Origin of the sequence: Paenibacillus sp. 2TAB19 (genome assembly GCF_052115185.1) — a bacterium.
Taxonomy (GTDB): Bacteria; Bacillota; Bacilli; order Paenibacillales; family Paenibacillaceae; genus Pristimantibacillus.
The window spans coordinates 135,959-156,426 of sequence record NZ_JBFRGE010000006.1; the positions used below are offsets into that span (position 1 = coordinate 135,959).

At 51.1% G+C, this 20,468-nt stretch carries 18 protein-coding genes; 10 read left to right on the forward strand and 8 right to left on the reverse strand.

The window, feature by feature from the left end:
- The first annotated feature begins 144 nt into the window (after window positions 1-144).
- Both AB4Z33_RS04525 and AB4Z33_RS04530 read left to right on the forward strand, forming a co-directional pair.
- The gene (locus tag AB4Z33_RS04525) at window positions 145-3,534 is read left to right on the forward strand and encodes a DEAD/DEAH box helicase (protein ID WP_442048771.1); all 3,390 of its coding nucleotides are present in this window, start codon (window positions 145-147) and stop codon (window positions 3,532-3,534) included.
- Window positions 3,535-3,600: 66 nt separating this feature from the next.
- Window positions 3,601-4,590, forward strand: a complete 990-nt coding sequence (locus AB4Z33_RS04530; RefSeq protein WP_442048772.1) for a lipoate--protein ligase — start codon at window positions 3,601-3,603, stop codon at window positions 4,588-4,590.
- Window positions 4,591-4,638: 48 nt separating this feature from the next.
- Here the strand turns inward: AB4Z33_RS04530 and AB4Z33_RS04535 are convergent, their stop codons facing one another.
- Window positions 4,639-5,808 carry an MFS transporter gene (locus AB4Z33_RS04535; protein ID WP_442048773.1) on the reverse strand — a complete coding sequence of 390 codons (1,170 nt, stop codon included), beginning with the start codon at window positions 5,806-5,808 and terminating at the stop codon, window positions 4,639-4,641.
- Window positions 5,809-5,984: 176 nt separating this feature from the next.
- On the opposite strand from AB4Z33_RS04535, the gene AB4Z33_RS04540 reads away from it, so the two are divergent.
- The gene (locus tag AB4Z33_RS04540; protein WP_442048774.1) at window positions 5,985-6,350 is read left to right on the forward strand and encodes a winged helix-turn-helix transcriptional regulator; all 366 of its coding nucleotides are present in this window, start codon (window positions 5,985-5,987) and stop codon (window positions 6,348-6,350) included.
- A 91-nt stretch (window positions 6,351-6,441) separates the two neighbouring features.
- Here AB4Z33_RS04540 and AB4Z33_RS04545 read toward each other — a convergent pair whose 3' ends face one another.
- A complete protein-coding gene (locus AB4Z33_RS04545; protein ID WP_442048775.1) occupies window positions 6,442-7,182 on the reverse strand; it encodes an SDR family NAD(P)-dependent oxidoreductase in 741 nt (246 codons plus the stop codon).
- 133 nt (window positions 7,183-7,315) lie between these two features.
- Here AB4Z33_RS04545 and AB4Z33_RS04550 point away from each other — a divergent pair, with 133 nt between their 5' ends.
- Together AB4Z33_RS04550 and AB4Z33_RS04555 are read left to right on the forward strand one after the other, a co-directional pair.
- Window positions 7,316-8,224 (forward strand): LysR family transcriptional regulator, encoded by a 909-nt coding sequence (locus tag AB4Z33_RS04550; protein WP_442048776.1) that lies wholly within the window; start codon window positions 7,316-7,318, stop codon window positions 8,222-8,224.
- A gap of 56 nt (window positions 8,225-8,280) precedes the next feature.
- Window positions 8,281-9,471 (forward strand): oxalate decarboxylase family bicupin, encoded by a 1,191-nt coding sequence (locus AB4Z33_RS04555; RefSeq protein WP_442048777.1) that lies wholly within the window; start codon window positions 8,281-8,283, stop codon window positions 9,469-9,471.
- A gap of 104 nt (window positions 9,472-9,575) precedes the next feature.
- Here AB4Z33_RS04555 and AB4Z33_RS04560 read toward each other — a convergent pair whose 3' ends face one another.
- From AB4Z33_RS04560 to AB4Z33_RS04575, 4 genes are all read right to left on the reverse strand, one after another.
- Window positions 9,576-10,028, reverse strand: a complete 453-nt coding sequence (locus AB4Z33_RS04560; protein WP_442048778.1) for an SRPBCC family protein — start codon at window positions 10,026-10,028, stop codon at window positions 9,576-9,578.
- A gap of 36 nt (window positions 10,029-10,064) precedes the next feature.
- Complete coding sequence (locus tag AB4Z33_RS04565; RefSeq protein ID WP_442048779.1) at window positions 10,065-10,832, reverse strand: PIG-L family deacetylase; 768 nt, start codon at window positions 10,830-10,832, stop codon at window positions 10,065-10,067.
- A gap of 310 nt (window positions 10,833-11,142) precedes the next feature.
- Window positions 11,143-11,700: a hypothetical protein gene (locus AB4Z33_RS04570; protein ID WP_442048780.1), complete on the reverse strand. Its 558-nt coding sequence runs from the start codon at window positions 11,698-11,700 to the stop codon at window positions 11,143-11,145.
- Window positions 11,701-11,713: 13 nt separating this feature from the next.
- Window positions 11,714-11,896: a DUF3934 family protein gene (locus AB4Z33_RS04575; RefSeq protein ID WP_442048781.1), complete on the reverse strand. Its 183-nt coding sequence runs from the start codon at window positions 11,894-11,896 to the stop codon at window positions 11,714-11,716.
- Window positions 11,897-12,143: 247 nt separating this feature from the next.
- Between AB4Z33_RS04575 and AB4Z33_RS04580 the strand changes: the two genes are divergently transcribed.
- Both AB4Z33_RS04580 and AB4Z33_RS04585 read left to right on the forward strand, forming a co-directional pair.
- Window positions 12,144-12,716: a TetR/AcrR family transcriptional regulator gene (locus tag AB4Z33_RS04580; protein WP_442048782.1), complete on the forward strand. Its 573-nt coding sequence runs from the start codon at window positions 12,144-12,146 to the stop codon at window positions 12,714-12,716.
- A gap of 103 nt (window positions 12,717-12,819) precedes the next feature.
- Complete coding sequence (locus AB4Z33_RS04585) at window positions 12,820-13,470, forward strand: DUF2306 domain-containing protein (protein ID WP_442048783.1); 651 nt, start codon at window positions 12,820-12,822, stop codon at window positions 13,468-13,470.
- Window positions 13,471-13,545: 75 nt separating this feature from the next.
- On the opposite strand, the gene serS is transcribed toward AB4Z33_RS04585, so the two are convergent.
- Window positions 13,546-14,823 carry a serine--tRNA ligase gene (gene serS, locus AB4Z33_RS04590; protein ID WP_442048784.1) on the reverse strand — a complete coding sequence of 426 codons (1,278 nt, stop codon included), beginning with the start codon at window positions 14,821-14,823 and terminating at the stop codon, window positions 13,546-13,548.
- A gap of 12 nt (window positions 14,824-14,835) precedes the next feature.
- Window positions 14,836-15,930: a 3-phosphoserine/phosphohydroxythreonine transaminase gene (gene serC, locus AB4Z33_RS04595; RefSeq protein ID WP_442048785.1), complete on the reverse strand. Its 1,095-nt coding sequence runs from the start codon at window positions 15,928-15,930 to the stop codon at window positions 14,836-14,838.
- Window positions 15,931-16,535: 605 nt separating this feature from the next.
- On the opposite strand from serC, the gene AB4Z33_RS04600 reads away from it, so the two are divergent.
- The 3 genes from AB4Z33_RS04600 (at window position 16,536) to AB4Z33_RS04610 (ending at window position 20,305) form a co-directional block, all read left to right on the forward strand.
- The gene (locus AB4Z33_RS04600; RefSeq protein ID WP_442048786.1) at window positions 16,536-17,090 is read left to right on the forward strand and encodes a GNAT family N-acetyltransferase; all 555 of its coding nucleotides are present in this window, start codon (window positions 16,536-16,538) and stop codon (window positions 17,088-17,090) included.
- A 130-nt stretch (window positions 17,091-17,220) separates the two neighbouring features.
- Window positions 17,221-18,783: a sensor domain-containing diguanylate cyclase gene (locus tag AB4Z33_RS04605; RefSeq protein WP_442048787.1), complete on the forward strand. Its 1,563-nt coding sequence runs from the start codon at window positions 17,221-17,223 to the stop codon at window positions 18,781-18,783.
- 199 nt (window positions 18,784-18,982) lie between these two features.
- Window positions 18,983-20,305 (forward strand): IS4 family transposase, encoded by a 1,323-nt coding sequence (locus AB4Z33_RS04610; protein ID WP_442048788.1) that lies wholly within the window; start codon window positions 18,983-18,985, stop codon window positions 20,303-20,305.
- Window positions 20,306-20,468: the final 163 nt, after the last annotated feature.

The following is a 20,468-nucleotide window of genomic DNA, read 5'->3' on the forward strand; positions in this document are numbered from 1 at the left end:
TTATTATACTGCAATCTGCCGCCGATTCCACACTTGTCCATGCGCGCACGTCTAAGCTCGCCCCCTCTGCTTAAAGAACTACTCTCCATGATGTGTTAATATATAAAAATAAAAGTTCACCACAAAAGGACTGAACAAAAGGCTATGAGCTTTCGATTAACGAAGCGCATTATCAAATTATTATGCGGAGAGACAGCTTACGAGAGAGGCGAGGCCCTTCAACAGGAAGGAAAGGTGGCGTTGACCAAGGAAGACGCCGCTGACCCAGGCTTCAATCACAGCTACAAGGCTGTCGTTCACGGCAACAACCGCTATCATATAACCGTTCATATTGACGGCAACGGAGACGTTGACGCCGAATGCTCCTGTCTTGCCTTCTATTCGTCCGATAAGCTGTGCAAGCATGTTGCAGCCGTGCTGCTGCATATCCACGAGGAGCAATACGGCGATGACGCGCCGATCCATTCCCATTCCTTTCTAGATGGACAAGACAGCCGCCCTTCTTTCACCGACAGAGCTAATAAACGTACAGCTCATGCTCGGCGTTCCTCCGACACGCATGCCCAAGAAGAAGATAGCCAGAGAATCGTAAGCGGCTTGTTAGGCTTATTCGGAGACAAGCCCGTCAGGCCGACCGGTGCCGGAGCGCTCTTCGATTCCAGAACGCGGCTGGAGACGGAGTTCACCTTGAAGCTGCACGAGTACGGCCAGCGCAAGCTGATGTTCGGCATTGAGCTGAAGGCAGGGCCTGCTCGTCGACCTTACATCGTTCAGCGAATCAGAGACTTTCTTCATTCCATAGAGCGAAGGAAGCCTTACCCGTTCTCGAAACATTTCATCTATGATCCAGCCATCCATAGCTTCCGCGCGGAGGATGATGCGGTGCTGCAGCTGCTTATCCGTATTTACCGGAATGAAGCTTTGATACGGGAGACCGCACTCGGTTACTCCGGCAATAACCGCGGCGCGGGCGGAGACCGCATGTTGCTCCTGCCCCCTGCTTATTGGGAGGAGCTGCTTCCGGTGCTTCGACAAGCGGGAACAGCAAGGCTAGAGCAGGACGGCCGCCTCTACGAAGGCATCGATGTCTCCGATGAAGCAATTCCGCTGCAGTTCCGCTTCGACCAAGCGGAAGCAACTTCAGCCGATGCTGATAGCTGCCGTCTTGAGGTGCAAGGGATCGATCAGATCGCCGTTATGGCAGACTATGGGCTCGTCTTATCGGAGGGCAAGCTGCTGCAGACAACAGCGGACCTATGCAGCCGTTTGGCTGAACTGAAGCTGATGCTGGATCAGACGGACAATCAGCATATTACGATTGCATCGGCTCAGATAGAGCCTTTCATGGAGAAGGTCATACCGGGGTTAATGAAGCTCGGCACAGTCCATATCTCCGAGGCGGTATCCGAGCGAATCATGCAGGTGCCGCTTAAGGCTAAGCTCTATCTCGACCGCATCAAGGATCGGCTGCTGATCGGCATGGAATTCCATTACGGCCGCTTCGTCATTAATCCGCTGAACAGCGAATCGGCGAAGCGCGCTTCGGATCGCATTATTATGCGCGACGGCGAGCAGGAACGGCGCATCATGGCGCTTATGGAGCAAGAGAGCTTCGGCAAAACAGAAGGCGGCTTCTTCATCGACGACGAGGACGCGCAATACGATTTTCTATATCATATTGTTCCTGAGCTGGAGAAGCTTGCCGAGATTCATGCGACCGGCGCCGTCAAGCTTAGACTGTTCAACGAGCATCCACCGCCTCGCGTCCGAATAGATGTCGACGAGCGAACGGATTGGCTCGCCTTTACCTTCAATATTGACGGCATTCCTGAAAGCGAGATAAAAGGTATTCTCAAGTCGCTCAGCGAGAAACGCAAATATTACCGGATGCCGGGCGGCGGCCTCATGCCGCTCGAAACCGAGCAGTTTCAAGAAATCATTAAGCTCATCAATGAGCTTGGTTTCGTAAGCGACGAGCTTCTCGGCAAATATGGAGCGCATCTGCGCGTGCCTGCCGTTCGCGCCCTTCGCCTGCTCGATCGGCAGACGCGAGGCGATACGGTCAAGCTCGGCAAGTCGCTGCGTCAACTGCTCGACGACATGCGCAATCCGGATAATCTCGAATTTGCCGTTCCCGATTCACTCGTCCCCATCTTGCGGGACTACCAAACCTACGGCTACCAATGGATGCGTACCATTGCCCATTATCGATTTGGCGGTATCCTGGCTGACGATATGGGTCTTGGAAAAACGATCCAGAGCATCGCGTTCATCATTTCCATGCTGCCCGAGATCCGAAGCGAGGGGCTTCCGGCTATCGTCGTCTCACCGGCTTCGCTGACGTACAATTGGCTTAACGAGTTCCATCGTTTCGCTCCGGATGTGCGCGTCGTCATCGCCGACGGCACAAAAGAGGAGCGCAACGACATCGTGAGCCACGCCGCAACCGCCGCGCAAACTGACGTCATCATTACGTCATACCCGCTGCTGCGCAGAGACATCCTGCACTATGCGGATCAAGCGTTCCATACGCTCATCCTAGATGAAGCGCAAGCGTTCAAGAACTACGCGACCCAGACGGCTGGGGCCGTCAAGGCGCTGCAAGCGCGGCATCGCTTCGCGCTGACAGGCACGCCCGTCGAGAACGGCTTGGAGGAGCTATGGTCGATATTCGACGCCGTATTTCCCGGGCTGTTCCCCGGCCGCCGGCAGTTCGGCGAGATGCAGCGCGAGACGATCGCAAGGCGAATCCGGCCTTTCCTGCTGCGCCGCCTGAAGCGCGACGTACTTGGCGAGCTGCCGGAGAAGATCGAAACGATCCAGACGTCCGAGCTGTTGCCGGAACAGAAGAAGCTCTACGTCGCCTACTTGGCCGAACTGCGACAGGACACGATGCAGCATCTTAACAAGGACAGCTTCAATAAACATCGCATCCGCATCCTGGCAGGCATTACGAGGCTTCGCCAGCTATGCGATCATCCCGCATTGTTCGTGGAGGGCTACCAAGGAAGCTCTGCCAAGCTGGAGCAATTGCTGGAAATCATCGAGGAATGCCGGAGCGCGGGCAAGCGGCTGCTCATCTTCTCGCAGTTCACTCAGATGCTCGGCCTGATCGCACAGCAGCTTGGTTACCAAGGCATCTCCCACTTCTATCTCGATGGCAGTACACCTGCTGCCGAGCGCGTCGAACTGTGCAGCCGGTTCAATGCCGGAGAGCGCGAGCTGTTCCTGCTCTCCCTTAAGGCCGGCGGGACCGGGCTTAACCTGACCGGCGCCGATACCGTCATTCTGTACGACCTATGGTGGAATCCAGCCGTCGAGCAGCAAGCGGCCGATCGCGCGCATCGGATCGGACAGCGCAACGTCGTACAGATTATTCGCCTCGTGACGCAAGGCACGATCGAAGACAAGATGTACGATCTGCAGCAGCGCAAGCTGAACCTCATCGATGAAGTGGTGCAATCTGGCGGCGAAGAGGCATTCACCTCCTTAACCGAACAGGACGTGCGCGAGCTGCTCATGCTGGAAGGTTAGAGCGTTGAACGCCGCTTCGCTACGGAGTATAATGCGTGTAACCGCAACTAATGAAGGAGTGAGACGATGCGTTTCATAAGCAATAACAACATAACTGATCCGGCGCTTAACCTGGCTTTGGAGGAATATATTCTTCGTTCGTTGCCTGACAACGACGATTATTTGCTTTTCTATATTAATGAGCCTTCGATCATCATCGGCAAAAATCAAAATACGGTCGAAGAGGTCAACGCCGAATATGTCGAAGCGAACAAGCTGCACGTCGTTCGGCGTCTGTCGGGGGGCGGGGCTGTCTATCACGATCTCGGCAACCTCAATTTTAGCTTCATCATGAAGGATGACGGACAATCGTTCCACAACTTCAAGAAATTCACGGAGCCTGTCGTCCGTGCGCTTCGCAAGCTTGGCGTTGATGCCGAGATGACGGGACGCAACGATCTTCAGGTCGGCGAGCGCAAAATCTCGGGCAATGCGCAGTTTTCCACCAAAGGCAAAATGTTCAGTCATGGCACGCTGCTATTCGATTCGGAGATGGAGAACGTCGTATCCGCGCTGAAAGCAAATGCCGAGAAATATGTGTCGAAATCGACAAAATCGATACGCAGCCGCGTAGCGAACATTACGGAGTTTCTGGCTGAACCGATGACAATCGACCAATTCCGTCAGCATATTCTGGCATCGATCTTCGAGGATCAGAGCGAAATTCCATTCTATGACCTGACTGAGCAGGACTGGGCGAATGTGCAAAAATTAGCGGACGAGCGCTACCGCAGCTGGGAATGGAACTACGGACGCTCGCCTGCCTTCAACATGCGTCAGGTGAAGCGGATCGAAGGCGCCGGAACCTTCGACGTGCGCCTGCAGGTCGAGGAAGGCGTCATCGTAGATGCAGCCATCTTCGGCGACTTCTTCGGCAGAGGCGACAGCGGCGAAGTCGCGCAACGCCTCATCGGCACCCGGTATGACGCGGCTGCGCTGAAGGAGCTCGTGAGCGGCATCGATCTGCCGTACTATTTCGGCCCCGTCACCCAAGAGCAGTGGCTTGAGCTCCTATAAGTAAGGGTAAAGCCCTGCTCCCATTCATGGCAGCAGGGCTTTGCTATATTATTGCGCAATCGGACGGACCTGCTTCTTCCGCAGCGACAACGATAACGCCGCTGCAGCGAGCCCCAGCAAAGCCGCTCCGCTTGCGAACCAAGGATGGTAAAGCACGGTATCGGCAGCGTTAACAGCCGCTCCACCCATTCCAGCCCCAAGCGAAATGCCTAGATGGATGATGGACAAATTGATGCTAAGCACGAAGTTGGAGGACTGCGGCGATTGCTGAATGAAATGCATATTTAGCGCCGGCGCCGTCATAAAGACCGAGCTCATCCATAACGCCAGCAGCGCCAGCTCAACGATGAGAACGATCGTGAAGACTGGCACGAGGGCAAGCGACAGCGAAGTAATAATCAAGCTGCCCACGATCATTTGTCCTGCGCCCCATCTATCCGCTCCGTAACCCCCGATCCGCGAACCTATGGCGCCGAACACCCCAAGCATCAGCATGACTGCGCCAAGCGCCACATTGTTCATATGAAGAATATCCGTCAAGAAAGGCGCAATATACGTTAACAGCACCGCATGGCTTACGCATACCATAAGCGAGATGAGAAGCCCCGTGCTAATGGCAGGCTTGCGTAATACGGTAAGCTGCGACCGGAATGAAGCATGCGCATCCCCTTCGATTTGCGGCAGCATGAGTAGCAGAATAAACAGAATGACCAAGCTAAGCGCACCAAGCACGATGAAGATCGACCTCCAGCCCCACCAATCGGCAATCGCTACCCCAATAGGGACACCAAGAGCCATCGCGGCGCTGAAGCCGAAAGCAATCGTTCCGATAGCAGCGCCGATTCGGTTCGGGGGAACGAGCTTCGCTACCGAGCTAATGGCAACAACCGAGTACACCCCCGCACTGGCTCCAAGAATAATACGCGATACAATTAAAGTCTCATAATTAAAGCTAAACAGCGCAACGAGGCTGCCGAAGACAAATACGGCAATGGCTCCAGCCAGCACTTTTTTACGAGCCCAGCGTGCCGTTAAAGCAATCAGGATTGGCGTACCAATAGCGAACGAAAGCGAGAAAGCCGTCACCAGTTGCCCCGCCAAGGCTAACGAAATATCCATATCGATAGCGATCGTACTCACCACTCCAGATACGACAAGCTCAGCAGATCCGGCTAGAAACGCGCCTAGCGCGATCACGTAAACAATAAATCGGTTCATTGTAATTCCACCCTTCCATCTCTACAAAATAATCGAATTTACACTTGCATTTACTCGATTAATTGTCATTATAATAAGGTAACGATATTAATGTAAGAAGGCAAAGTATTTGGACATTGTCCTGTTAAATGGATCTACTTACAATAAGTGAGTATATAAGGAAGGGTGAAGCTTTTATGAGTGAGCAGACGGAGAATAGCRCGGAAAATGTTCAAGAACTGTCTTCCATTTGCGAGGTGTTGCAAATTCTTGGAGCAAAATGGTCTTTTCTCGTCATTGCCGAGCTCAATAAAGGACCGCAAAGATTCAAGCAGCTTCAACGAAACATAGTGATCGTGAAGACGCAATCGCTAACGGACACGCTGCGGCATCTGGAGAAAACGGGTATCGTGAACCGCGAAGTATTTCCGACCGTGCCCGTAACCGTTGAATATTCTCTTACGGACAAAGGAAAAGACTTTCGTTATGCGCTTAATGAAATGGATATATGGATGCAAAAATGGGGCAAAAAAAGCCTTACTGATGACGTTGCCACTAGCTAGCGGCTAACAACCATACAACCATACAAAAAAGCTGAGTCGGCCGTCGTTTGACGCCATTCTCAGCTTTTTTTCACTCCTAACGTCAACCTGTTTAGAGCGTCTGTCCGCAATCCGCGGTTACGATCTGCCCGGTCATCGAATCCTGCTCCAAAAGCGAGCAAATGAGCATCGCGATTTCATCCGGCGAGGATACCCGTTCCAGCAGCACGTTACCGCTTAACTTCTTCATTTGCTCCTCGCGGCCTTCCCACCATCTCGTAGCTACGGCGCCAGGCGCTACGCTGTTCACTCGAATGGCTGGCGCAAGAGCACGAGCAAGCGATTTAGTTAATCCATGCACGGCCGCTTTCGACACCGCATAAGGCAGCGAAGAGCCTAATCCCGTCAGACCGGCAATGCTTCCTACATTGACAATGGCTCCTTGCTTGTTCTGCTTCATCAGAGGCGCAACCGCCCTGGCGCAAAAGAACATCCCCTTCACGTTGACATCGTAGAGCTCGTCCCATACTTCCTCGGTTGCGGCATCCAGATCGTCAAGCGGTATATGCCTGGTGATGCTCGCATTGTTGACGAGAAAATCGATTGTCCCGAATGCTTGTGATGCCAGCTCCACCATCCCCCGAACTTCCTTGTCCTTGGAGACATCGGCTTTGACTGCAACGGCCCGACCTCCTGCTTCTTGGATAATACGGACCGTCTCCTCCGCTTCGCATTCTGAATGCGCATAATTGATCACAACGCTTGCGCCCCGCCTTGCCAATTCAATCGAGACTGCTCTTCCTATTCCCGTTCCTCCTCCGGTTATTAGTGCGACTTTGTTCTGTACATCCATATAAGCTCCCCCTCGATTAAACGAATTGTATGCATATTCTTATTTTATTACGCGGCCTCGATTACGTATAATTGAATTATCTGAATTGTCAATTCAATATTATTGAACTCTTAAAAGGAGGCATGCAGCTGCCATGGACCTTAAAGCGATCAAATCGTTCCAGCTCATCGTCGCTTACGGGAGCTTCAAACGTGCTGCCGAAGAACTCAATTACGCGCAGTCGACCGTCACGATGCAAATTCAGCGATTAGAGAACGATCTCGGCGTTCAACTCATAGAACGGGGAACGAAATTCAAGCTGACCGAGGCCGGCAGACTGTTCTATGAACAGAGTCTCCCTATTGCCCAAGACTTGGAGCGGCTTCAAGCCGCTATAACTGATGCGCGCTCGGGCGAGGCGGGCCATATCCGCTTAGGCGTCACCGAACCAACGGCCAGCTACCGTCTTCCGCCTTTACTGTCTAGATTCATGGCCGACTTTCCTCGCATTCATATATCCATTGAGATAGCGAGTACGCCGACACTTTGCGATCGGCTGCAACAGAATGAGCTTGATATTGTAATAGGCTCCGCGCCCGAGCTGGGAACGCGGCTTTATTTTGAACCGCTCTTTACCGAACCCTTCGCCTTATTGCTGCCTGAGGAGCACCCGCTTGCAGGTGCAGCAAATATTGCGCTAAGAGATATTCAGGGACATCGTCTCCTGATCACATCAGCCAATTGCCCTTACCGCAAGCAGCTTTCTTTCCTGCTCCATCAACAGGGTTCTGCCGCCTCTGACACAATCGAAATTGGCAGCATGGCCGCTCTACCGCATTATGTCGCATACGGACTGGGCATTGCGCTCGTTCCCATGGTTATCCTGCAGCCGCCGCCAGCCGGCACCGTCATTCGTACGATCAATATTGACGGCATTCATATGACGAGCGGAATTACATGCCATACTTCCTTTCATCCGATGAAGCCTGCCGTCTCGAAGCTATATCAGTACTTGAAGCATGAGCTTCAACATATGAAGCAAGCTCTGGGCATACAGTTGTAAGTAGAAGCATTTCGCTATGCGACACGGACCAGCTCGATGGAAAGGGGCTTCCACGAATGGATAAAGACGCAACCAAATACGGCAGTTTCTATGGCGATATTCCGCAGCCGATTAGAGGCAATGAAGGGGCAACGGACAACGGGCCGCGCGATATTATGAGAGATCGGGAGAATCCCGATATGCTCGTTCCTCCGGCAACGGATGCCGGCTTAATACCGAACTTGAAGTTCGCGTTCTCGGATACGCATATGCAGCTGAACGAGGGCGGCTGGTCGCGGGAAATAACGGTGCGGGACCTGCCGATCGCTACTACGCTGGCAGGCGTGAACATGCGTCTCACCGCAGGAGGCGTGCGCGAGATGCATTGGCATCAGCAAGCCGAATGGGCTTATATGCTGCTTGGCAGCGCGCGCATCACATCCGTTGACGCACAAGGACGGAACTTCATCGCCGATATCGAGGAAGGCGATCTATGGTATTTTCCCGCCGGCTTGCCCCACTCCATACAAGGGCTCGCCGAAGGTTGCGAATTTCTGCTCGTCTTCGATGACGGCAGCTTCTCCGACCTTAACACGCTATCGATCTCCGATTGGTTCGCGCATACGCCGCCCGACGTGCTATCGGCGAACTTCGGCGTGCCGGTCAGCGACTTTAGCCGCATTCCAAGCGAACAGGTATATATTTATCAGACCGATGTTCCAGGGCCAATCCAATCAGAAGCCATCGCTTCGCCTTACGGCACCATTCCGCTCAGCTTCAAGCATCGGCTGCTGGCGCAGCCGCCGATCAAGACGTCAGGCGGAAGCGTAAGAATCGTGGACTCGACCAATTTTCCGATTGCCAAGACCATAGCGGCAGCGCTAGTGGAGATCAAGCCCGGCGGCATGCGCGAGCTTCACTGGCATCCGAATCAAGACGAGTGGCAATATTACTTGAGCGGTCAAGGCAGGATGACCGTATTCGCCGGCAACGGCGTCGCGCGCACGTTCAATTACCGAGCCGGCGACGTCGGATACGTGCCTTTTGCCTACGGCCACTATATCCAAAATACAGGCGAGCAGTCGTTATGGTTTCTCGAAATGTTCAAGAGCGACCGCTTCCTCGACATTTCACTGAATCAATGGATGGCGCTCACGCCTAAGCCGCTCGTCGAGAGCAACCTGAACGTCGATGAAGCGTTCACGAACAAGCTGCATAAGGTTAAGTCGCCCGTTGTCCGCTTTCCCGGCTTCACCTATTATCCTTAGAAGTGCTAGAATCGGCAAAAGGCCGCTCCTGCAATGCCGTAGGCTTCTCGCCTAAAGCATGCAGGAGCGGCCTTTTGCACAGCAGCACCATTATCGATTTAATTTTACCAACCAAAGTCGAGCGTCTTGCCTGTCTCGACATAACTCTTCACATTGCTCAATATCATCGGCCAGCTCTTCTTCGTATTCGCATAGGAGGGATGGTTGTCCGGCCACTGATCATTAACGAGAGTCAGCTTCGTTGTGCTGCCGACTGGCTCCAGCGTAAGCGTAATCCTCGTCTCCAGCTCCGCATGATTAGCCCGATACGACGGGCCTGCATGTTCCGTATAGCTCATTCTTTTATTCACATCGAATTCCAATATTTCGCCGTACACATGCACCGTTTCTTCGCCTTCGCTGCCCGGACCTATGTATTCGTATCGAGCTCCCACCTCGAAAGTCGACCTCAGCACGCTTCCGAAGAAGATCGCCCGCGTCCCTTCAGGCGACAAAAAGACGTTCCAAACCGTTTCGGGCGCTGCCCCGACGTAAATCTCGTAGCTTAATGGCTCCATGCGATTTGCTCCATTTCTTTATATGTATGTAATCTCTCACAAAAACATATCAAACAACATGTCAGAGCGGCTTGTATGCGAAGGATCTGCACCTGCCCCTCCAGCAAAGTTTTCGTAACACTCGTACCTCGATACCGTCTCCAGCATTTTCAAAGGCATTTTATAATAAAAACCTCGTTCATCCGGAAATTGGCTTCTGTATATATCAAGGACGGTAAGCTTCATAAGATGCTCTTCCTTGGATAAGGCGACGATGGCGGATACCTCGCTGTCATTGATCGTAATTTGATCCATGATCGGCGGAGGAAGCTTCAGCAACGTATGGGCCTCCGAGAAGCTTTTTGGAAACAGCGTACTGAAATAGAGTATGTAATCGTTCTTAGGCAGCCCGCCGAACGCCTGCACCGTCATCTGGTGCATGCCGACATGGTCTGGATGACGATTGCCGCCGTCACTATTGAACGTAACAATAACCGAGGAGCCAATGCTTAACAGAATTGCTTCCAGCTCCGCAGCCGACTCTTCGATATTCCATGATTCAGCCCCATGATCCGGCAAGCCGAGATTGTGATAGCTGTCTATATTCAAGAGAAGGCAGGACACGCCGAATTCCTTCTGCCTGATCGTACTCAGCTCCTCGTCCCTATTGCCGCGAAAATGCTGCCCTTTGATACGGCCTGCCTCTCCTTGCGTGCCGCAAATCAAATGCGTACTGTATCCAAGCGATTTGGCCCGTATGAGCAAGCCTGCTGCCATAAATTCATCATCGGGATGGGCAATTACAGCAACTAAATGTTGTTGCATTAGAAGCACCTCCTGTATTCAATCTTCTAACGCAACGGTTATTCCAAATGTTACAAGCTTATAGAAAAAAATATACTAGCCTGTCCGCATTGAATTGCCGTAACAAGCTTTTGATGAGAGGATCTCTTTATGCTGCTTCTTGCCGTGGCAAGCCTTGCTGTGATCTTATTTTTTGGAAAGCGGTAGAATGCGAGGAATATTGGGCTTGCCGAGGAAGCTAGATTAGCCAGTAAAGCAGCGAATGTGTTCCATTAGAGGTGCTCTATCCTGCAGAAATCCAATATAGCAGCCTATTTACTACTAAGCTACCTCAATTTAGCAGCTCTTCGATTTGATCCAAGCTGTTCTTGGCTCTTAGATTGAGCGCACGCTTGTCTCTCAATTGAAACGACTRCAACGAATGGCCTTCATCCACAATGAGCGGCTGCGATATAAGGTCTCGAAGCGTCCGATCTGTTGCTTTGCATGCGCTATGCAATAGATCGGGCGTTATTGTTTTTTTCATCAACTTGATGAGCTGAATCATTTTCTCCGCATAGACAAGCTTGACCAAGCTATCCGCGCCAGAGATATGCCGCGAGGCGAACATCACTACCCGCTCCAATATTGCAGGAGATGGGTAATATTTAGCCATCGTCTCCAGCTCGGTCACCGCTTCCCCGTTCATAATCGACAGCTGGCTGGCAAGCGACTCAATTATTTCCGAGTACCAATGCGCCTCTATCTCCACACTTATGCCATGCGCCTTATACGGTACTAATACACCTGCTTTGTGCATGGCTACAAGACTGCCTCTATATTGCTCGAACATCGCTTTTGCTTCTGCCTCTGCTTCTGTCGAAGGCGATGCATGTGTATGGTCTTCCATGGAATCACCTGCTTTATTGCGGCTTCTTAGCCGCCGTCGTTTTCGCTGCTGCGTCTGCGCCCTTTGCATCTGCGCCTTTAGCGCCTTGCGGCTTGCCGAATATTTTTTTCGCAGCTTTCTTCTTAGCGCTGGCCTGCCATCGATTCCAGCCTTTCTTATCCGTGCCTCTACCTGTTCCGCCTTTTGCTTTTACCATGCTTGCTTCACCACTCCAACATCGTCATTATCGTTCCATTCTTGTCGATAGCATCCATTATACCATTAATTCGCCTTGTAAAATCTTGCTGCCCTCTTTATTTATATCCGCACGCCAAATTTCAATTCTTCACCCTTAATTCGTAACTTGAAAATAATGGTTGATTTTAATTGAACATCGGTCAATAATGGAGCTACATCTTGCTTATGACGAACATAATCAATTCACCATATAAGGAGGGAAGTTAATGAGCCCTAGACCTACCGCAGCCAATGAACTGGGGCGAGATCAAATATTAGAGGCTGCCCGCGAGCGATTCATTGAATTCGGCTATCGCGCGGTATCGATGCGCGCGCTGGCGTTAAGCCTAGGCTGCAGTCACGGAGCGATCTACTATCACTTTAAAGATAAAGCCGAGTTGTACGCCCGAGTTGTCGAACAAGATTTTGACCGCCTTCGCGATGTTCTTGAGCAGACGATTGCCGGAAAGACTCCATGCATAACGCTGCTTCATGAAGTGCTGACCGGCTACATCAAGTTTGGCCTCGATCGTCCGCAATCGTATGAAATGATGTTCATGATGAACGATCCTGAGCTTGATTGCAATGTCGCCGCCGACCAGATGCGCTGCTTTAATCGTTTCTCCGAAACAGTGCAAGTGTGCATTGATCGAATAGGGGAGGAAGGCAATGCTACAGCTTGGATGCTGTTTCTTGGACTTCACGGCTTCGTATCCCGTCACATTGCGATGAAACGCGCTTATGCCGATGTTCTATCGTCTGCCGAGCAATATGCAACCTTCCTTCTAGGCGGCATTTAGGCAGTAGATTAATGCTTGCCTTGCTGCGAGTCCATCACGCCGCAGAGGGTAAAGTTATTCCCTTAACTGACCATAGGTCAATAAAGAATAAGGAGGGCTAGCGATGAAGAAGAAAAGCAGTGTAGGCATCTGGGTTACAGCTATATTTGCAATTGCAATCGCCTTATACGGATTTGTATTATACGGCGTTCTTGACGGCAGGGAAACTCCGTTCGTTCAGCAAAAAGAAGAGATGGAGCTGAGCGGAAGCTGGATGACGTGGCTCACCGTGCATGCCATGTCGGCGGCATTCGCCTTGCTCATCGGCTGGTTGCAGTTTGTGAAAAGGCTGCGCCTGACGCATCTGGGCTTACATCGGGCCATTGGCATGCTCTATACGCTTGCAATAGCAGTTGGCGGAGTAACAGGCCTCTACTTGTCGTTCTATGCATCCGGAGGTATCTCCGGCATGTTAGGTTTCGGTCTACTTGCGATCGTATGGCTTATCTCAACGGGCATCGGCATAGCGGCGATTATCGTTCGCCGCGATCCCGCTGCGCATGGCAAGTGGATGCTGCGGAGCTACGCGCTTGCTTTCGCCGGCGTAACGCTTCGCGCTTATTTGCCGCTGTCCATGGTTTTATTCGGGCAAGAAGTCTTTGATATCTATTATGCCGTGATCGCCTGGATCTGCTGGATTCCGAATCTGTTTGTGGCGGAATGGCTGATCCGCAGGAAGAAGCGCCCGACGACGCGAAATACATTGAGCGCTTGARCAGGCACACGCAAAAAGGCGTCCAGCATCGATCCTTCGATCGAAGCGGACGCCTTTCATCTGTGGAAGCTGCGGCTAGCCTTCTATATATTCCATGCCTTTCATATAAGGCCGCAGCGCTTTCGGAATGTAGATGCTGCCATCCTCACGCTGATGATTCTCAAGCAGAGGAATTAAAATTCTAGGCGTTGCCACAGCCGTATTGTTAAGCGTGTGACAATAACGCAGCTTCCCGTCAGCCGCACGGTAACGAATGTTGGCGCGGCGAGCCTGGAAGTCGAGCAAGTTCGACGACGAGTGCGTCTCCCCGTACGCTTGCCTACTCGGCATCCAGGTCTCGACATCGTATTGTTTATACGTCTTCTGCGACATATCGCCGATACATACGGCCACGACCCGGTAAGGGAGCTCCAGCAGTTGCAGAATTCGCTCCGCATTCGCAGTCATCTCTTGAAGCATACGCTCCGATAGCGCCGGGTCATTCTCGCAGATAACAACCTGCTCGACCTTCGCGAACTGATGCACGCGGTACAATCCATGCACATCCCGTCCCGCCGAGCCTATCTCTTGGCGGAAGCAGGCCGACATTGCCGCTAGTCGGATCGGTTCGCGAGCATTCACGATCTCGTCGCTGAAGCCCGATATGAGGCTTACCTCCGAGGTGCCGACGAGGTATTTATTGTCCTCCTCAAGGCGGAAAAGCTGCTCCTGTCCGAGCGGCAGGAACCCCGAATGGCGGAACGACTCGCCCCGAGCCATCATCGGCACATCCATTGGCGTGAAGCCGTCTGCTTCGAGCACATCCATCGCCAGGCGTTGAACGGCGTGATGCAAATGGAAGCCAGCTCCCTTCAGCACATAGTTGCGGCTGCCGCCGATCTTGACACCGCGCGCGATGTCGAGCATGCCGAGTTGCTCGGCCAGCTCCACATGATTTTTCGGCTCGAATTCAAATCCAGGAGGCTCGCCGTTTTTCCTAATCTCCACATTGTCTGCATCCGATGCCCCGTCGGGTGTATCGGGCGATACGAGATTAGGCACAAGCAGCAGCAAACGCTCATGCTTAATATTCAATTCACCAAGCTCGGCCTCCAATTCCGTTAAAGCCGCATTCGTCTGCCTTACCTCTTGCTTCATCCTCTCCGCATCCTGCTGCTCGCCCTTCGACAGCTTCATGCCGATTTGCTCCGAGAGTTCATTGCGCGTATGCCGCAGACCATCAATCATTTGCTGCAAGCCGCGCTTCTTATCATCAAGCTCGAGCAGCTCGGGGATGGAGACTTCGATACCTTTCTTAGCCGCAATCTGCTCAAGCACCGCTTGCTGTTCGCGAATAAATGCCATGTTCAGCATGTGCATTCCTCCCTATCCGCGAGTCCGCTTGAATTCGGTCATCAAGTCGGCAAGCGCCTCGCACGCCTCAAGCGAAACTGCGTTATAGATCGACGCACGCAAGCCGCCGACGCTGCGATGTCCGGCCAGTCCTTCGATGCCGCGCTCCTCTGCTGCACCGATCAAGTCCCGTTCCAGCGCCTCGTCCTTCATGCGCCAAGTTACGTTCATGCTCGAACGATAAGGCTTCTCTATAACGCCTTGATAGAAGCCGTCGCTTGCATCGATAACGCCGTAGAGCATAGCTGCTTTCTGCTGACTCAGCCGCTCCATTGCCGCAACGCCGCCAAGGCGTTCGGTCCATTCCAATACGAGCTTCGTCATATAGAGCGAATGAACCGGAGGCGTATTGTACAGCGAGTCGTTGTCCGCGTACGTGCTGTACTTCATAATCGTCGGAATACGATCCGAGCAGTCGGCAAGCAAGCTTTCATGAATCGCGGCTACCGTCACTCCCGCCGGTCCTAGATTCTTTTGCGCTCCCGCATAGAACATTGCGAATCGGCTGAAGTCGAGCTTACGGCTCATGATGTCGCTCGTCATATCGCCGATCAGCGGCACTCCTTTCGTTTCCGGAATATAGCCGAACTGCGAGCCTTCAATCGTATTGTTCGTCGTTATATGGACGTAAGCGACATCCTCCCCGATCGGCAGATCAGCGGTATCCGGCAGCACGCGCCACTTCGCATCCTTGCTGCTCGCCGCCACGACCGCCTTGCCGACAGCGCGAGCCTCCGAATAGGCTTTATCCGAGAAGCTGCCCGACAGTATATAATGCGCCGCCCGTCCCTCCTTCAGAAAGTTCATCGGGATGAGACCGAATTGCATGCTTGCTCCGCCGCCCATGAACAAGATCCGGTACGTATCGGGAAGTCCAAGCAATTTCTTGAACAGCTCCTCCGTCTCCGCAACCATCCGCTCCACCGCCGCACTCCGGTGCGACATCTCCATAATCGACATGCCGCCTCCGCCGTAGGCAACGAATTGCCGCTGCGCCTCCTCCAATACTTCCAGCGGCAGCGCCGCCGGTCCCGGGTTGAAATTGTAATTCCGCTTCATGTTTTGCATGTTGCACCGTCCGTTTCCTCGTTTTTTGGAAAACAAAAAGACGCCCTCGTCTTATTGGGACGAGGAGCGTCTGCTCGCGGTGCCACCCAACTTGACCGAAGCAGCGACAAGCGCTGACTCGATCCTCTTGGTTCCGCGGTAACGGGCGGGCCGGTTAACTTAGGACGTATTCCGCTAGGGAACACTCTTGACGAGAACGCCTCCGAGTTGGAATCTCTTCATAGGCATGATCCGAATGTTTGATATTGCACACATTATATACACGCAGCGAAAGGAATGTCAACACAACTATTTAATTCGGTACACTACTATTGAAATGACCTCACTAGTAGTGTCTATATTGGATATTTGCATTAACTTTTGCCGATATGGGGTAGAGGTTCTCTACACTGCAGAAATCCAATATAGCCTTCTTAACCCGAATATCTAGCCAGCAGCCCGCGACTAGCGACACGCTAAGCGATCTTGATTACATGAAACATCAATTTTTTAAAACCATTTTATACCGATAGCTCCATAACAGCCACATGTTAAAGTAAAGAGTAATACCAGCACCAGCCCCGACAAACAAAATCAATTTTTAGAACGGAGAACAATCATCCCCTATGAATCCAATATTTACGATCGACTGCAAAGATATCTACTTGCGGGAATACCAGCTTGAAGACTTGGATGAACTGCATGCGCTGACGATGCAACCGGAGATTCATACGTTTCTGCCGGACTGGAACGTGCCGAAGGAGCAGCGCGCCGACTGGATAGTAAACTATGAAATTCCGGAAAACAAACAATTTCTGAAGACCGTAGAGGAAGGACGTCCCATTCACGATATAAGACTTCGCTTAGGCATTATTCATAAGGAAACCGGCGCTTTTATCGGTTGGTGCTGCACGGGTCCGAAGGAAGAGCTGCCAGAGCCGAATCGCGAGATTATGTACGCCGTGTCCAAAGATTATAGAGGCAAAGGTTATGCGACGCAAGCGGCATCAGGGCTAATTCATTATTTATTCACTCAGGCCCAAGTTACGGAGCTTCACGCGCTTGCCCTTACGCATAATACGGGCTCTATTGGGGTCATTCTGCGCTGCGGCTTCACACCTGCCGGGCAGATCGAGATCGACGGTGAGAGATTCCACCATTATACGCTTAAGAGGCATTGAACCCGCCAAACACGACAATGATGTTATTTCCTATAGCCCAACTTGTCTTTGACGCTTACCTATCATTACTGTAATGTAATAAATATATATACAGTAATGTCAGTGAATTGGGGACAAGGAGTACATCGTTATGCGAACACAGCACAGAGGACTTACCCTTAATAATTTAGTTAATATACTCATCGTTTTCTCGGTTCTCGTCACGCTTGTCGTCTGCGCTATTGTCGGTTACAACAGTGACAAACAATCACTCATCTCCAGCACGCTCGAATTCAATCGAATCAACGCGGAGAAGCTTGCCCAGACGACTAACGATCTATTAACCTCTGCCAAAAAAACATTAACMGAATCTGCCGATTACATATCTCATCAAGATTTGAAGAACGCTCAATTAGCGCTCAACTTCATTAAACGAAGCAATAATATGTTCAACTCCTTGTTCGTCGTGAACGAAGCAGGTCTTGTCCTGCTCACCTCTCCGGAGTCTCTCGGCGTCGTGAACAAAACGTTGACCAGCGATGCTGCGATACAAGCGCTTGCGCTTAAGAAACCGTTAATTTCAGAGCCCTATATCGCCATTACGGGACGCTTCATTATTCTTGTATCCGTCCCAATCTTCGATCAGTCAGGCGATTACAAAGGTTTTTTGGCTGGCTCCATCTATTTGCATGAATCAAATATATTAGAAAGCGTACTAGGCACGCATACCACTAGTGACAGCGGCTCCTATGTGTATGTCGTTTCCAACAAAGGCGAGCTGCTATACCACCCCGACAAAACGAGAATAGGCGATGTCGTGATGGAAAACCCTGCTGTTCAGCAAGTCGTAAGCGGCCATATCGGCACAAAAGTGGTAACGAACACGGTTGGCGAAAAGATGAACGCCGGATATGCTCCCGTTCCGGAAGCCAGCTGGGGGATTGTATCCCAAACTCCTGCTTCTACCGTAACGGTTTCCGCTAGAAATTTGATTTGGAACATTTGCCTGTATTCCGTTCCATTAATTTTATTGCTAATCGCTTTGGCCTTCGTCTTGATCCGATACATTTCCCGGCCTTTATATAAGCTCGCTCATTTCGCAGAAAATTTGAATGAAAGCAATCAAGCGATGCCGTTTCCAAAAACTCAGAGCTGGTACTATGAAGCCAAGYAGCTTCAAAAAGCAATGACAAGAGCGATCAGCATGATGCAGGAACAAATTCATACGCTCTCGACCGAAGCCCAAAAGGATACGTTGACGGGGTTAAACAACAGGCGAACAATGGATAAGGTGCTGCAGAGCTGGATTAATTCGAATACGCCGTTCTGTTATATGATTCTCGATATTGACCACTTCAAATGTGTGAACGATACGTATGGACACCCAATGGGCGATGAGGTATTGAAGTTTCTTGCTCAAAAAATGTTAGAGCTGACAAGCTATGACGATGATGTGGTTTGTTGCCGATACGGCGGGGAAGAATTTGTTATCCTTGTGCCAAATATGAATCTAGACGGATCCTATCTGCTTGCAGAGCATATTAGAACAACCATCGAACAATCCGATAGTCCAATTGGGAAACCTATTACCGTATCGATTGGGGTCGCTTCCATCGATGACAGTCAGGGCGAGCTGGAGGTCATGATGCAGACGGCAGATGACGCATTATACCGCTCCAAACAATCGGGAAGAAACAAAGTAAACGTAGGTTAAGACGCTAACATAACCAAAGAAGAGACGGGGCCGCAGCCCAATGTCATTAAGTTAAGGCGCAGGGCCAAAAATCAAGAACAAGAGCAGGTTATCGAAAAGATAGCCCGCTCTTTTTTTTGCACGAAAAAGAGAAATAGGACTTGACAAGTAGTTGGAAGTGTGTGGCGTAGCCCCTTTGAAAAACAAGGAGGTTTCGCCGATGAATGAGCACGCGAATTCGCTAAAAAAAACGCTGACATCCCTCATACGAGAAATGTCAGCCGCACCAGCACCTTATGTTAAAAACCCTAAAAAAGACTTTACCCGAAAGAAAAAGCTGCCCTTTGAAACGGTTATGCAACTCCTGATCTCAATGGGTGGAAACAGCATATATAAGGAACTCTTGGAATCGCATGGCTATGACATAAACACCGCAACCACATCTGCTTTTGTCCAACAGAGAAATAAAATCCTGCCGTCTGCTGTGGAATTCTTGTTTCACGAATTTACGCAATCGTATACAGATATCAAGTGCTATCGAGGGTATCGCTTACTTGCAGTCGACGGCTCGGATTTGCATATCGTGACGGACGCTGCGGATACGGACACCTACTTTCAAAGTCAACGGAACACCAAAGGCTATAACCTTTTGCATTTGAACGCAGCCTATGATCTCTGCAACAGGCTTTACGTGGATGCCATTGTTCAGCCCAGAAGGTTGTGCAACGAGGGAAGGGCGCTGGCTGCTATGGTCGACCGTTCCCCATTCAAAGGCAAAACCATCGTTATTGCCGATAGAGGCTATGAAAGTTACAACAATTTCGCGCATATTGAACGCAAAGGTTGGAACTATGTCATACGGGTCAAGGATTTGGATTCTAGTGGCATTCTTTCGGGCTTGCGTTTGCCCGCTAGCGGGTCGTTTGATCAGGACGTTCATCTAACACTCACCAAAAAACAAACCAAAGAGGTCAAGACTCATCCCGAGATTTACAAATTCGTCCCTTCCCATTCCACATTTGATTTTTTGGATTTGCATGAGCACTTGTTTTACCCGATGTCCTTTCGAGTTGTTCGCTTCGTCCTGCCTAATGGCACATATGAAACCGTCATTACGAATCTTTCTGCCGCTGATTTCCCACCCGATGAAATCAAATCCATTTATAACCTGCGATGGGGTATTGAAACCTCTTTCCGGGCATTAAAATACACCGTCGGTCTGACGAATTTTCACGCAAAGAGGCAAGAGTCCATCATCCAAGAGATTTTCGCAAGAATGATCATGTACAATTTCGCTGAAATGATGACCTCGCACGTCGTCATTTCGCAAATGGATAAACGGCACTCCTACCAAGTCAACTTCACGGTCGCCGTTCACGTTTGTAGACATTTCCTGCACTTAAGGGATGATGAACCCCCACCAAATGTTGAAGCACTGATTCGCAAAAACATTTTGCCGATTCGACCCATTCGCCCAGGGCAGCAGAATACGCGCAAAATCCGCTATAAATCAGCTGTTAGCTTCGTCTACAGAGTAGCATAATTCGTTCCACATGAACATTTTTTAAGCGGATATTCCATCCGCTTAGTTTGCTGTACGCTTTTTCCTGCTTGCACCAAAAAACAAACGGCACAGGGCTTTTTCCCCATGCCGTTTCGGATTCCATTTTCACTCCCGGTCTTGACTTTGAGCTTAACTTAATGAC

Coding starts and splice junctions, on each gene's coding strand:
- AB4Z33_RS04530 (WP_442048772.1), top strand. CDS start 3,601: ATGCGTTTCATAAGCAATAACAACATAACTGATCCGGCGCTTAACCTG.
- AB4Z33_RS04555 (WP_442048777.1), top strand. CDS start 8,281: ATGGATAAAGACGCAACCAAATACGGCAGTTTCTATGGCGATATTCCG.
- AB4Z33_RS04610 (WP_442048788.1), top strand. CDS start 18,983: ATGAATGAGCACGCGAATTCGCTAAAAAAAACGCTGACATCCCTCATA.
- AB4Z33_RS04525 (WP_442048771.1), top strand. CDS start 145: ATGAGCTTTCGATTAACGAAGCGCATTATCAAATTATTATGCGGAGAG.
- AB4Z33_RS04550 (WP_442048776.1), top strand. CDS start 7,316: ATGGACCTTAAAGCGATCAAATCGTTCCAGCTCATCGTCGCTTACGGG.
- AB4Z33_RS04535 (WP_442048773.1), bottom strand. CDS start 5,808: ATGAACCGATTTATTGTTTACGTGATCGCGCTAGGCGCGTTTCTAGCC.
- AB4Z33_RS04565 (WP_442048779.1), bottom strand. CDS start 10,832: ATGCAACAACATTTAGTTGCTGTAATTGCCCATCCCGATGATGAATTT.
- AB4Z33_RS04575 (WP_442048781.1), bottom strand. CDS start 11,896: ATGGTAAAAGCAAAAGGCGGAACAGGTAGAGGCACGGATAAGAAAGGC.
- AB4Z33_RS04585 (WP_442048783.1), top strand. CDS start 12,820: ATGAAGAAGAAAAGCAGTGTAGGCATCTGGGTTACAGCTATATTTGCA.
- AB4Z33_RS04560 (WP_442048778.1), bottom strand. CDS start 10,028: ATGGAGCCATTAAGCTACGAGATTTACGTCGGGGCAGCGCCCGAAACG.
- serC (WP_442048785.1), bottom strand. CDS start 15,930: ATGCAAAACATGAAGCGGAATTACAATTTCAACCCGGGACCGGCGGCG.
- AB4Z33_RS04580 (WP_442048782.1), top strand. CDS start 12,144: ATGAGCCCTAGACCTACCGCAGCCAATGAACTGGGGCGAGATCAAATA.
- serS (WP_442048784.1), bottom strand. CDS start 14,823: ATGCTGAACATGGCATTTATTCGCGAACAGCAAGCGGTGCTTGAGCAG.
- AB4Z33_RS04600 (WP_442048786.1), top strand. CDS start 16,536: ATGAATCCAATATTTACGATCGACTGCAAAGATATCTACTTGCGGGAA.
- AB4Z33_RS04545 (WP_442048775.1), bottom strand. CDS start 7,182: ATGGATGTACAGAACAAAGTCGCACTAATAACCGGAGGAGGAACGGGA.